Origin of the sequence: Corallococcus sp. BB11-1 (assembly GCF_026626625.1) — a bacterium.
GTDB lineage: Bacteria > Myxococcota > Myxococcia > Myxococcales > Myxococcaceae > Corallococcus > Corallococcus soli.
In genome coordinates this window covers 186027-198112 of the sequence record NZ_JAPNJY010000016.1, presented here as the reverse complement: position 1 = coordinate 198112, position 12086 = coordinate 186027, and the positions used below count along the sequence as shown (strand labels likewise).

Annotated in this window: 12 protein-coding genes; 2 read left to right on the top strand and 10 right to left on the bottom strand. The window is 71.6% G+C overall.

Features of this window, described 5'->3' with window-relative positions:
- The first annotated feature begins 87 nt into the window (after positions 1-87).
- Entirely contained in the window at positions 88-1227 is a 1140-nt protein-coding gene (locus tag OV207_RS14140; protein WP_193430697.1) for a 3-deoxy-7-phosphoheptulonate synthase, read from the top strand.
- Here the strand turns inward: OV207_RS14140 and OV207_RS14135 are convergent.
- From OV207_RS14135 to OV207_RS14095, 9 genes are all read right to left on the bottom strand, one after another.
- The gene (locus tag OV207_RS14135; RefSeq protein ID WP_267555800.1) at positions 1217-2050 is read right to left on the bottom strand and encodes a prephenate dehydratase; all 834 of its coding nucleotides are present in this window, start codon (positions 2048-2050) and stop codon (positions 1217-1219) included. The two genes, OV207_RS14140 and OV207_RS14135, sit on opposite strands and share 11 nt — an antisense overlap.
- The gene (gene pheA, locus OV207_RS14130; protein WP_267555799.1) at positions 2043-3182 is read right to left on the bottom strand and encodes a prephenate dehydratase; all 1140 of its coding nucleotides are present in this window, start codon (positions 3180-3182) and stop codon (positions 2043-2045) included. The genes OV207_RS14135 and pheA overlap by 8 nt, the downstream gene beginning before the upstream one ends.
- A gap of 41 nt (positions 3183-3223) precedes the next feature.
- A complete protein-coding gene (locus tag OV207_RS14125; RefSeq protein ID WP_193430694.1) occupies positions 3224-3814 on the bottom strand; it encodes a DUF4291 domain-containing protein in 591 nt (196 codons plus the stop codon).
- Complete coding sequence (locus tag OV207_RS14120; protein ID WP_267555798.1) at positions 3811-4287, bottom strand: EVE domain-containing protein; 477 nt, start codon at positions 4285-4287, stop codon at positions 3811-3813. The genes OV207_RS14125 and OV207_RS14120 overlap by 4 nt, the downstream gene beginning before the upstream one ends.
- A gap of 61 nt (positions 4288-4348) precedes the next feature.
- On the bottom strand, positions 4349-5524 hold the full coding sequence (locus OV207_RS14115; protein WP_267555797.1) for a tetratricopeptide repeat protein: 1176 nt from the start codon (positions 5522-5524) through the stop codon (positions 4349-4351).
- Positions 5525-5574: 50 nt separating this feature from the next.
- On the bottom strand, positions 5575-6543 hold the full coding sequence (locus OV207_RS14110; protein WP_267555796.1) for a Circumsporozoite protein: 969 nt from the start codon (positions 6541-6543) through the stop codon (positions 5575-5577).
- A 316-nt stretch (positions 6544-6859) separates the two neighbouring features.
- A complete protein-coding gene (locus tag OV207_RS14105) occupies positions 6860-7525 on the bottom strand; it encodes a hypothetical protein (RefSeq protein ID WP_267555795.1) in 666 nt (221 codons plus the stop codon).
- Between the two features lie 15 nt (positions 7526-7540).
- Positions 7541-9571, bottom strand: coding sequence for an amylo-alpha-1,6-glucosidase (locus OV207_RS14100; protein WP_267555794.1), 2031 nt, complete (start codon positions 9569-9571; stop codon positions 7541-7543).
- Positions 9568-9831: a hypothetical protein gene (locus OV207_RS14095; RefSeq protein WP_267555792.1), complete on the bottom strand. Its 264-nt coding sequence runs from the start codon at positions 9829-9831 to the stop codon at positions 9568-9570. Before OV207_RS14095 ends, OV207_RS14100 begins: the two co-directional genes overlap by 4 nt.
- Before the next feature lie 232 nt (positions 9832-10063).
- Between OV207_RS14095 and OV207_RS14090 the strand changes: the two genes are divergently transcribed.
- Entirely contained in the window at positions 10064-11629 is a 1566-nt protein-coding gene (locus OV207_RS14090; RefSeq protein WP_267555791.1) for a phospholipase D-like domain-containing protein, read from the top strand.
- A 115-nt stretch (positions 11630-11744) separates the two neighbouring features.
- On the opposite strand, the gene OV207_RS14085 is transcribed toward OV207_RS14090, so the two are convergent.
- A complete protein-coding gene (locus tag OV207_RS14085) occupies positions 11745-11900 on the bottom strand; it encodes a hypothetical protein (RefSeq protein WP_267555789.1) in 156 nt (51 codons plus the stop codon).
- Between the last annotated feature and the right edge of the window lie 186 nt (positions 11901-12086).

Below are 12086 nucleotides of genomic sequence, written 5' to 3'. Positions count from 1 at the left end.
TCAACTTTCCATATTCAAGCGGAGGGAAAGGGCGCACCGTCGGTGTTGAATGCCGACTGGACGTCCCTCTTCAGGAGAACCCTTCGCATGATCGTGATGCTCGAGCCGGATTCCCCCGAATCCGTCGTGAACGCCGTCCTCCACCTCGCTTCGCAGTACGAGGGCGTCACCCCCCGTGCGCACGTCGTCCAGGGCGCCGAGTCCACCATCACGGAGCTGTACCTGCTGGGCTCCACCGCGCAGGTCCCGCTGGAGCCCTTCCAGCAGCTTCCCGGCGTGCGCCAGGTGGTGCGCGTGTCGCAGAAGTACCGGATCATCGGGCGGCACGGCGGCCAGCGCACCACGGCGGGCTTCGACTACAACGGCGTGTCCTTTGGCGACACGTCGGTGAACCTGTTCGCGGGCCTGTGCGCGGTGGATTCGCTGGAGAGCGTGGACTCGATGATGGCGGCGCTCGCGCGCTGCGGCATCCAGACGACGCGCATGGGCGCGTACAAGCCGCGCACCAACCCGTATGAGTTCCAGGGCCTGGGCGCCAAGTGCCTGCCGTGGGTCTTCGAGTCCGCGGGCAAGCACGGCATCAAGGTCGTCGCGATGGAGGTGACGCACCCGCGCCACATCGACGAGATCAACGACGCGCTCAAGGTGGCGGGCCACCCCACGGGCGTGATGCTCCAGGTGGGCACGCGCAACGCGCAGAACTTCGAGCTGCTCAAGAGCATTGGCCAGCAGCGCGCGTTCCCGGTGCTCTTCAAGCGCGGCATGGGCATCACGCTGGAGGAGTCCCTCAACGCGTGCGAGTACGTGGCGAGCGAGGGCAACCCGAAGATCGTCTTCTGCCTTCGCGGCGTGAAGACGCACCTGGGCGACCCGCACCGCAACATGGTGGACTTCGCGCACGTGCCCGTGGTGCGCCGGCTGACGCGCATGCCGGTGTGCGTGGACCCGTCGCACGCCATCGGGCGCGCGGAGGCTCCGCCGGACGGGCTGCCGGACATCTTCCACGCCATTGGCCAGGGCCTCATCGCGGGCGCGTCCATGGTGCTGGTGGACTTCCACCCGCACCCGGAGATTGCCTTGTGCGACGGCCCGCAGGCGCTGCGCCTGGAGCAGCTGGGCGCGCTCCAGCGCTACGCGAGCATCGTGCGCGGCGCGTACACGGAGGCGGTGCAGAACGGGGACGGGCTGGGCTCCAAGGCCGCCGCCCCCGCGCAGCTCAGTCGCTGAGCGCGTAGCTGCCGAGGACCTGGAGCGACGTGCACTGGCTCCGGGCCTCGTCCAGCGCGATCCGCACGGGCGGCGCGTCCTGGGCGCCGTCCACGTCCAGGCACCAGCGGTAGTCCCAGGCGCGGACGCCGCCGGGGCGGGACTCCAGCCGCGCGACGTTCACGCCCCGCGCGGCGAAGGCCCCCAGCACCCCCGCGAGCGCGCCGGGCCCGTCGTTCAGGGTGAGCACCACGGACGTCTTCCACCGCGAGCCCAGGTGGGGCGGGAGGGCCGGGCCCACCGCGAGGAAGCGGGTGGCGTTGTCCGGCGAGTCCTCGATGCCCTCGGCGAGGACGGCCAGGCCGTAGAGGTCCGCCGCCGCCCGGCTGGCGATGGCCGCCGTGCCCGCGGGGGCCTCCTCGCCCACGCGTCGCGCGGCCACCGCGGTGTTCACCTCCGGCACCGGCTGGAGGTGGTGCTTGCGCAGCCAGCCCGAGCACTGCGCCAGCGCCTGGGGATGGGACAGCGCGCGGGTGAGGCTCGCGAGCGAGCGCCCCGGCGGCGCGAGCAGGCAGTGGCGCACGCGCAGGCGCAGCTCCCCGGACAGGCGCGGGGTGAACTCCAGCAGCAGATCCACCACCTCCGCCACCGGCCCCGCGAGCGCGCTCTCCACGGGCACGACGCCGCCGTCCACCCGGCCTTCGGCGACGGCTTCGAGGACGGCGCGGAAGGAAGGGCAGGGGACCACCACCACCGCCGGGCCGAAGAGGGCGCGCGCGGCTTCGTCGCCGTACGCGCCGCGCTCGCCCTGGAAGGCGATGCGGCGGGGGGCGGCGTCATCCATCGATGGGCTCCGCGCGTGGGTACGTGCCCAGCACGCGCAGCGACGAGGTGAGGGGGCGCAGGTCCTCCAGCGCCGCCGTCACGGACGCGGAGGCCGCGTGGCCCTCCACGTCCAGGTAGAAGCGGTACTGCCACGGCGCGCCGGGGATGGGGCGCGACTCCAGCTTGGTGAGGTTCACCCCGCGCTGCGTGAGCCGTTGCAGCACCTGGCCCAGCGCGCCCGGGCGGTGCTCCAGCACCACCAGCAGCGACGTCTTGCACGGCACGTCCGGCGCGAGCGGCGTGGGCTGGCGCCCCACCTCCACGAAGCGCGTGAAGTCCGCGCCGGGCTGCAGGTCGCTGGCGAGCACCACGAGGCCGAAGCGGCTGGCCGCGGACTCACTGGCGATGGCGGCCACCGTCACGTCGTTGCGGTCCGCCACGGTGCGCGCGGCGACGGCGGTGTCCGGCCCCAGCACCGCGCGGGCCCAGGGCACGTGCGTGCGCAGGTAGTCCTCGCACTGCGCCAGCGCCTGCGGATGCGACAGCACCTCGCGCAGGTCCTCCAGCTTCGCGCCCTTCACGCCCAGCAGCCGGTGGTCCACCTGGCTCACCAGCTCGCCGGTGATGACGCCGTCGCCCGCGGCGAGCACGTCGTACGTTTCGTTGATGGTGCCCGCGGTGGTGTTCTCGATGGGCATCAGCAGCAGGTCCTGCTCGCCCTTCTTCAGGGCCTCCACCGCCTGCCTCGCGGAGTCGAAGCCCGTGAGGAGCACGCCGCCCTGACGGTGGCCATAGCGCTGGCGCGCGGCCAGGTGGCTGTAGGAGCCCTCGACGCCCAGGTACCCCACCCGCAGGGGCGTGGTGTCCAGCCGCGTCACCAGCGCCTGCTGCCGCGCGACGGACATGTCCAGGATGACGCGGTACAGGCGCTCCACCTCGTGCGGATCCAACCCGCGCTCGGCCGCCCGGCCGCGCAGCTTGCGCAGGAGCAGATCCTCGCGTTGCGGATCCCGGAAGGGCCAGGCTGTCACCAGCTTCGCGCGCGCCACGTCGTCCGCCAGGGCCATGCGTCGCTGGAGCGCGTCGAGGATGTCGTCGTCGACACGTTCGAGGGCTGCTCGCAGGGTGTCCAGGTCCGGGGTGTCCGCCATCGCGAAAACATAACAACTCGCGTCAGGGAACGGTCATCCCGTTACATCCCGAGCCGGCGGGCGAGCTGCGGGGGCACCGGGTAGACGGACTCCCTGGGCAGCAGGCGCGTCGCCGCGTCCGCGCGGCCGTCGTCCAGGTGCTTGCGCAGCTTGCGCACCAGGGGCGTCAGGTCCGTGATGGAGACGGTCCAATCGTTCACGAAGCGCTGGATGACGGCGCGGCTCAAGCCCACCTGGATGCTGTCGTGGGGGAGGCCCGCGCCGCGCAGGGTGCGCTCGGGGTCCCACTGGACGTGGACGGGCGCGGACTCGAACGCCTTGCGCCACGCGTCCGGGGTGCCGTGGACTTGGGGCTCGTAGCCGGTGAGGACCGCGGCGGCCAGCGCCTCCTCCCAGCCGGAGCGCTGGATGCGCACCGCGAGCGTGCGCTCCTGCCCGCCCTTGTGGCCCCAGTTGGAGCGGTGCATGAGCCACAGGAAGCTGGGTTTGATCCACGTCATCCGCCCCACGGAGAACGGCGGGCCGAACCTCTGCTGCTTCACGGCCACGTCCGCGATGGCGTCTGGATAGGCCTGGTACATCACGATGGACGCGCGGTCGAAGTCGGCCCGGACTTCCCGCGCGGCGCTCAAGGCCGGGCCCCGGGCTTCGCCTTCGCCTTCGGCTTCGAGGCGGGGGCCTTCGGCAGCTTCGTCTGGCCCATCTTCAGGACGAGCTCGAAGTGCTCCACCGGGGTGGGCGTCACGCTCAGGCGGCTGCGGGTGAGCAGCGGGAAGTCCTTGAGCGCGGGCGTGGCCTTGATGGTGGCCAGCGTCACCGGGACGGTGAAGGCGACGAGGGGGCCCACGTCCACGGAGGCCCAGTCCTCACCGGGCGCGGTGGGGTCGGGGCCCGGCTTCGTGAGCACGCGCGCCACGCCCACGACGGCCTTGTCCTCGTTGGAGTGGTAGTAGAGGCACAGGTCCCCGGGCGTCATGGCCCGCAGGTTGTTGCGCGCCTCGAAGTTGCGCACGCCCGTCCACTCCGTCCGGCCGTCCGCTTCCAGCCGGGCGTACGCGTAGACGGAGGGCTCGCTCTTGATCAACCAGTACCGGCCAGTCGCCATGGCGGCGCACCCTAGCGCAGGGCCGCCGCGAGGACAGCGGCCCGGAGTGCACCGGGCGCGACTACTTCGCCAACGCGGTGACGAGCCGGTCCGCCTGCTCGCGGATGTGCTTGTCGGTGCTGGCCTGGGCCTTCAGGGCGTGCGTCCGGGCCAGGGCCTTGTCGGTGTCCGCCAGGGCCAGGGCCAGGTTGAGGTGCAGGCCCGGGTCCTCCGGGTGCGCCTTCAGCGCCTGGGTCAGCACGGCGCGCGCGGCGGCGACTCCGGCCCCACCAGGGCGCGACAGGTGCAGCACCGCCAGGTCGTTGGCCGCGCCCACTTCGGACGGGTCGGAGGCCACGGCGGCCTCCAGCAGCTGCTGCGCCTCCGCGTCGTCGCCCAGCCGGCGGCGGACCTTGGCCAGCGCGATGCGCACGGGCGCGTTGTCCGGCACCTTGGCCAGCGCTTCGCGCAGGATGCGGTCCGCGTCCTCGTTCTTGCCGGCCACGAACGACGCCAGGCCGTGCAGGTAGATGGCGTCCGCGTTGTCCGGCTGCTGCATGCGCAGGTCGATGGCGGCGCGGATGGCCGTCTCGGGCGCGCCCGCGAAGAAGCACAGCGTGGCGAACTCCCGGATGAGGGACGGCTCGCGGGGGCTGCGCAGGATGGCCTGCTGCAGCGTCGTCAGCGCCGCGCCCACGTGGCCCTGGAGGACCTGCACGCGCGCGGCGAGCAGCAGCGGCAGGTGCTCCGTGCGGCTGGCCTCCGCCGCGTCCTGGTAGCGCCGCAGCGCGCGGTCCAGCTGCTTGTCACCCTGGAGCGCCATGCCCAGGTACGTCAGCGTCTGCCCGTTGCCCGGCTGCAGGGCGAGCGCCTTCTCCAGCACGGGGATGGCGGCGGTGTACTGGTGGTGGGCCAGCAGCCCGCGGCCGTGGTTGACGACCTCGAAGAAGCCCGCCTTCGGCTGGGACGCGAGCGCCTCCAGCACCGCGAGCTGCCGGGCATCACCCTTTTCGGCGTCCAGCCGGGCCAGGTGGCTGAGCGCCTCCGGGTGGGTGGGGTGCTGGGCCACGAGCCGCTGGAGCATGTCGCGCGCGGCGGGCTCGTCATGCTGCGCGAGGCGCAGACGGGCGAGCCCGAGCATCGCGGCGGCGTCCTTCGGGTCCGTCTGGAGGGCGCGCTCGAATTCACGGGCCGCGTCCTTGAGGAGGCCCTGCTTCATCAACTGCGCTGCGGAGGATGCCTGTTTGGAGACGGCCATGGGGCAAGAGGATAGCCCAGCCCGGGAAGGGCTGGGCAATCTCCGGGGGCCTAGCCCGGCAGCCAACCGGTGACGGTGTCCTTGGCGTCGTTGAAGGCATCCCCGGCGCCCTCGATGAGGTCGCCCAGGCCTTCCACCGCGCCATTGAACACATCGCCGGCCGCGTCCGCCACGGCGCCGCCCGCGTTGATGGCGCCCTCGGCGATGTTCTCCAGGACCTCGCCGCCGGCCGCGGCGGCCGTCTCGCCGACCGCCTTGAGGATGTTGCCGGGGTTGACGGAGCCTTCCACCTCGACGCCCAGGCCCAGGCCGGCCGTGGCCTCCACGCCGACGTCGAACTCCAGGTTGCCGCCGTCCAGGCCGATGTTCGCGTGGGCGTCGCCGCTCACGCCGGCGCTGGCGCTGGCGGTGATGCTGCCCGACGCCAGGGTGTCACCCTCGTGCTTCAGCTCGATGGAGCCCGTGAGGCTGGCCTGCGCGCCGGCGAAGCCGGACGCCGAGGCGTTGATGGACACGGAGCCGTCGGTGCCGACGTGCAGGTCCAGGTTGATGTCGCCCTCGGCGCCAATCTTGCCCAGCGCTTCCATGTCCAGCTCGACGGAGTACTGCTCACCGGCGATCTCGAAGTCCACCGTCTTGGTGGCGCTGGCGCCCGCTTCCACCAGGTTGGCGGACACGTCCACCTGCACGTTCACGTCGATGCCGGACAGGCCGATGTCGGCCTCCACGGTGGCATCCGCGCTGAACGTCGGGCCCTGCACGTAGGCGTCCGTCTGGATGCCGCCGGGGCCGGTGCCGCTGACCTCGGCGCGCGAGCCGCCGGCCTCGAAGCTCGACTGGCCGCTCAGCACGTTGCGCGAGTTCGACTGCACGTTGCCCTGCACCGACGTGTCCACGCGGGAGCCCGCGGGCGTGTTGGCGGGCTGCTGACCACCCTTCGCGACGGTCGGCGCGACAGGGCGCGGCGCGGGAGGAGGCGGGGGGGGCAGGGGCGGGCGGTAGCCGATGGGCGTGGTCATGGCGGACTCCGATTTCGAAGGAACGGCACCAGGTTCGGCGCCAGCTTTTCCTCATTCTCCGAAATGCCCCGTTGGGAGTTTCCGACCCCCCATCACTTTGTAAGAAATGACCTTCTGGATTCTCTTGGAGTGGGTGGCGTGACTATATATGCACCCGAATGTTTCCTGGGAGCCCGGGAAACAGGAGCAGTGGGGCGGGGGCCAGGGTGAGGTGGCCTGGCGTGCACCCCGCATGGCGCCCGGCCCCAGGGCAAACCTGTCCGCTGGTATGTTCTTCCGTCGACACGCTTCCCGGAAGTTGGGAGCGCCTCCGACGCTACGGGAGCAGCCCGCGCTCACGGAACGCGGCGAGCAGCCGGGGCTTGCCCTCGTTCAGCATCGCTTCACCGTGAGAGGGGACCACGTGCTCGAAGTCGAGCCCGGCGAACTTCTGGATGGCCGCGTTGAACGCCACCTGATCCTTGGCGAACCGGAGGAACAGCCGGCTCACGGCGAAGCGTTTGTAGGTTCCGAACACCCTGAAGAACATCCAGGTGGTGAGGCCCCTGGGCTCGGTGACGTTGAAGACCATGTCTGTCAGGTAGAGCGCCTTCGAGGGATGGTGCAGGAACGCGCTCTCGTTCAGCTTCGGCATGCCCGGGATGGGAAGGAACGACAGCTCGCGCTCGAAGGGCCACGGGGTCTCACCCAGGATGCCGTGCCAGGTCAGCTCCGGGTGCTTCTCCCGCACCCCGGCCGGCCCCCAGAGCCTCGCGTTCGGATGCGCCTGCGCGGCGGCCTTCATGCCGCCGGTGTGCATCAGGCTGGGGGCCACGATGTCGGTGACGGGGCCGGCTTCCCGAAGCTGCTCAGGGGTGAGCTTCGAGCCGGGAGAGAAGAGCATGCGCCCTTCATCCAGTTCGAAGACCGCCGTCCGAACGGGGAGCTGCATCAGCGGTGAGCGCAGCGTGGAGTCCAGGAAGTGCGTCTTGGGCAGGGTCATGGGGGTGAGCGAATATCACCCGAGGTTCGTCTTGCTGAACACCCGCAGCGCCTCCGCCACGCTCCACGCCTGGGCGAAGCAGCCTCGCGGGCGGTAGGGCTCCGTCGCGTCGAAGATCTCCGAAATCTGACCGATGCCGCCGTGCGACAGGTGGTCCTCCATGCCCGCCAGCAGCGCGCGCGCGGCCTTCAGGTCCGGCGTCACCTTCAGCGTCGCGTCCACGTAGTGACCAATGAGCCAGCCCCACACCGTGCCCTGGTGGTAGGCGGCGTCCCTCGCGCGCAGGTCGCCGTCGTACTTCGGTTTGTAGTCCCTGCTCCCCGGCGCGAGGCTCCTCAGGCCCACGGGCGTCACCAATTCGCGGCGCACCACGTCCAGCACCTTCGCCCACTTCTCCCGCTTCAGCACCGGGTGCTTGAGCGAGATGGCGAAGACCTGGTTGGGCCGCACGTGCGCGTCCTCGCGGACCTCCTCGCCGTCCACCACGTCGTAGAGGCACCCGCGCGCTTCATTCCAGAACCGCTGGTTGAAGCTGGCCTGGACCCGCTCCGCCGAGGCCCGGAACGGCGCCGCGTCCTGGTCCAGCCGCCCCGCCCAGCCGGCCATCAGCGTGAGGGCGTTGAACCACAGCGCGTTGATCTCCACCGCCTTGCCCCGGCGCGGCGTCACCACCCAGCCGTCCACCTTCGCGTCCATCCAGGTGAGCTGGTAGCCCTCCTGCCCCTGGCGCAGCAGGCCGTCCGCCGGATCCACCCCGATGTTGAAGCGCGTGCCCTTCTGGTGGTGCGCCACGATGTCGCTCAGCGTGGGGTACAGGTCGCGCAGGAGCGTCTCATCCCCCGTCTCCTCCAGGTAGCGGTCCACCGCGTGGAAGAACCAGAGCGTCGCGTCCGCCGTGTGGTAGACGCCGTCGTTCTCCCCGTCCGGGAAGTAGTTCGGGATGAGGCCGTCCCGCACGTAGTGCTCGAACGTGCGCAGGATGGCCGCCGCCTCGCGGTAGCGCCCCGTGGCCAGCGTCAGCCCGTCCAGGCTGATCATCGTGTCGCGGCCCCAGTCGGTGAACCACGGGTAGCCCGCGATGACGCTGCGTGCGTCCAGTCCCATGGACCGGGCCCAGGCCGCGTCCGCGGGCCGGGGCGGGTCGATGATGAATTGATCCGCCGCCAGCACCAGCCGCGCCGGGATGCCGGAGCGCGCATGCTCCGGGGCCTGCTCCAGCAGGCGCTGCTGCCGCGTCAGCTCCCGCTCGAACACCACGGCGGGTTCGCGCTCCAGGTGCCCCGCGGTCTCCGTGGTGAGACCGAAGGCCAGCGTGCCCCCCGGCTTCAGCGTGGCGGTGAAGTAGCCCGGCGAGTGCTGCACCTCCGTGAAGTCATAGCCGCGCGCCTTCTCCACGCGCAGGTGCTGCGGCTTCGACGTCTCCTCCAGGCTCACGAACGGCGTGGGCCCATCCGAATACAGCCGCAGCCGCATCGACGGGCCGTCCTCGCCGTTGCGCAGCATCACCAGCGGCCCCCGCAGCGTGACGATGGCATCCTCCACCTCCGCGAGGAGCGGGCCGTCGTGGGGACGCAGCACCGGGAAGGGCCGCAGGTGCAGTGTGACCTCCGGGCCGGCCAGGTGCTGCCACTCGATGAACACCGTGTCCTCGCCGTGCACCATCACGAACCGGCGGCGCAGCCGCGCACGCCCCAGCGCGTATTCCCAGACGGGGACCAGCCCCTCCAGGTGGAAGCGCCGCAGGTGACGCGCGCCGTCCTCCAGCATCGTGCCGTCCGCGCGCTCCTCGGACGTCAGCCGGTAGCGCTGCCCGTCCACGAAGGCGGCCTCCTCCATCCGCGCCATCAGCACCGTGCGGCCCAGCTTCTCCAGCGTGGGGATGAACAGGCCGTGATAGCGGCGCGTGTTGCACCCCACCAGCGTGCCGGACGCGTAGCCCCCGCGGCCGTTGGTCACCAGCCACTCGTGGTGCACGCCGACGCCGAAGTCGGCGCCGTCCTTCCAGTCGAACGAGAGGCGGGGCAGGTCGGGGGTCGAGGGATTCACGCCGTCGTCTCCTCCTCGCTCGTCAACACGAGCGCGGTCTGTCCGGGCAGTGGCAGCCGCCCATCGTCTGGAATCGGCGGCGTGCCCATCCCGCCGGAGCGGGCCATGTCACTGGACAACAACAGCCGCCAGCGCCTTCCCCAAGGTGGGGCGCGCGGGGGCTCCGGACACGGCCCACGGTCCAGTCCCGTGCCTGGGGTGGGGAGGACGAGGCGGCCGCCCTCCTGCTGGCTGTCCGAACAGCGGAGCACCAGGGCCATGGGCTGCGTCCTTGAGGAAGAAGGAACCGAGAGGCTGCCGGGAGGCACGCCGTCCCCAGGTCGCCTGCCAGGCGAAGGGCAGGGCGGGCCCTGGCTGTCATGGGGCCGCGGAAGGACACCCCGCGCCCCGGTCCCTTGCGACGGCGCTTCCTTGAGGCCACCTCACCCAGGACCTTCGCGGGCGCTTCTCCTATAGAGAGGTGTCCTGGGTTCCCGTCCGAGGAGGAACGGCGTGGCCATCGTGAAAGCAGCGGGCATCAGCGGGCCACAGCGCGGGCTGGCGGAGCAGATCTTCTCCCGGGCCGCGGGCGCGCCGCTCGTGGTGGGCAACGACGTGCGCATCCTGCGCGACGCCCGGGAGAACTACCCTGCGTGGCTGGACGCCATCCACCAGGCTCGGCGCTCCATCCTCTTCGAGAACTACATCATTGAAGACGACCCCGTGGGCCGCTCCTTCGCGGACGCGCTGGAGGCCCGCGCCCGCGACGGCGTGCGTGTCTGCGTGCTCTACGACTGGCTGGGCTGTCAGGGCACCGCCTCCAGCCGCTTCTGGCGGAGGCTGCGCGAGGCGGGCGTGGAGGTGCGCTGCTTCAATCCCTTCCAGTTTGATCGGCCCCTGGCGTGGCTGGGTCGCAACCACCGCAAGACGCTCACCGTGGACGGTGAGGTGGGCTTCGTCTCCGGCCTGTGCGTGAGCCACAAGTGGGTGGGTGACCCGGAGAAGCAGGTGGCCCCGTGGCGCGACACCGGCCTCGTGATTCGCGGCCCGGCCGTGGCCGACCTCGTGCGCGCCTTCGCGCAGGGCTGGGCCACCGTGGGGACGCCGCTGGACGAGGAGGCCTGTCTGTCCGCGCGCGCGCCCGAGCCGATGGGTGACGTGGCCCTGCGCGTGGTGGCCGGGGTGCCGTGGAGCGCGGGCCTGTTCCGCGTGGATCAGCTCATCGCGTCGCTGGCCCGCAAGCGGCTGTGGCTCACGGACGCGTACTTCGTGGGCACCGCCGCCTACGTGCAGGCGCTCCGGGCCGCGTCGCACGACGGCGTGGACGTGCGGCTGCTGGTGCCGGGCAGCAGTGACATCCCCGTGCTGCGCCCGCTCACCCAGGCCGGCTACCGCCCCCTGCTGGAGGCGGGCATCCGCGTCTATGAATGGAACGGCACCATGCTCCACGCCAAGACGGCGGTGGCGGACGGGCTGTGGGCCCGCGTGGGCTCGTCCAACCTCAACCCCGCAAGCTGGCTGGGCAACTCCGAGATCGACGTCGCGGTGGAGGACGTCTCCTTCGCCCAGCGGATGGAGGCCATGTACCTGGAGGACCTGGAGCACGCGACGCAGGTCGTGCTCAGCGGCAGGGACCGGCGCCTGATGCGCGCGAACCCGCACCCGCTCCCGCGCTCGCAGCGGGGCGCGCCCGGCCGGCGGGGCAGCATGAGCCGCGCGGCGGCGGGCGCGATGCGCCTGGGCAACACGGTGGGCGCCGCCGTCGCCAACCACCGCGAGCTGGGGCGCACGGAGTCCAAGGTCGTCTTCGGCGCGGGCGTGGTGCCCCTGGCCTTCGCGGGCCTGGCGCTGTGGTGTCCGCAGGTGGTGGCCGTGCCGGCGGCGGCGCTCTCCGTCTGGGCCGGCATCTCCCTGTGGAGCCGCGCCTTGCGCCTGCGCCGGCAGGAGGCCGCGACCCCGGAGGCCCAGCGGCCCCTGCCCGAAGCGGAGGTGCCGCCCAGGCCCGCCGACGTGCCACCCGCGCTGGTCGCGGAAGCCGAAGCGCGGAGCGCGCCGGAAGCCGAGCGGCACCAGCCCTGAGGTTCAGCCCCCCGGGCGGAAAATGAAACGGGGCCGCCGGGTCGGAGCGGGGAAGCGCTGCTTCCCGTCGCGTCCAGGCCCGAGGCCCCGTGATTCCTACAGCCCTACAGCCTGCCTACGCCTGCTTCGCGACCCCGGTCGGCTCCGCCGCCTTGCCGTTCAACAGCGCGCTGCCCCCATAGAGGGCCAGACCCACCATGCCCAACACACCGGCTTCAATGCTGGTGCCCATCGCCGCGCCCATCAGGCCCACCACGCTGGTACCCACCATGAAGACCAACCCCATCGCCCCAGCCGCCTTGCCCATTCCGTTGTCCCCCTCGTGACTGTTTTGGAACCTTGAACCCGTACCACCGTTCAACGCACTGACCCCTCTTCAAGTCCCGTGCCGAAGTCCGCGCACTGGGGGCGCACTGCATGGGCGCGGATCCGCGTGGAAGTGGGAGGGGCTTGCGTG

Excerpts from the sequence above, each read along its gene's own strand:
- OV207_RS14140 (WP_193430697.1), top strand. The coding sequence starts at position 88 with ATGATCGTGATGCTCGAGCCGGATTCCCCCGAATCCGTCGTGAACGCC.
- OV207_RS14135 (WP_267555800.1), bottom strand. The coding sequence starts at position 2,050 with ATGGATGACGCCGCCCCCCGCCGCATCGCCTTCCAGGGCGAGCGCGGC.
- pheA (WP_267555799.1), bottom strand. The coding sequence starts at position 3,182 with ATGGCGGACACCCCGGACCTGGACACCCTGCGAGCAGCCCTCGAACGT.
- OV207_RS14120 (WP_267555798.1), bottom strand. The coding sequence starts at position 4,287 with ATGGCGACTGGCCGGTACTGGTTGATCAAGAGCGAGCCCTCCGTCTAC.
- OV207_RS14115 (WP_267555797.1), bottom strand. The coding sequence starts at position 5,524 with ATGGCCGTCTCCAAACAGGCATCCTCCGCAGCGCAGTTGATGAAGCAG.
- OV207_RS14110 (WP_267555796.1), bottom strand. The coding sequence starts at position 6,543 with ATGACCACGCCCATCGGCTACCGCCCGCCCCTGCCCCCCCCGCCTCCT.
- OV207_RS14105 (WP_267555795.1), bottom strand. The coding sequence starts at position 7,525 with ATGACCCTGCCCAAGACGCACTTCCTGGACTCCACGCTGCGCTCACCG.
- OV207_RS14095 (WP_267555792.1), bottom strand. The coding sequence starts at position 9,831 with ATGGCCCTGGTGCTCCGCTGTTCGGACAGCCAGCAGGAGGGCGGCCGC.
- OV207_RS14085 (WP_267555789.1), bottom strand. The coding sequence starts at position 11,900 with ATGGTGGGTACCAGCGTGGTGGGCCTGATGGGCGCGGCGATGGGCACC.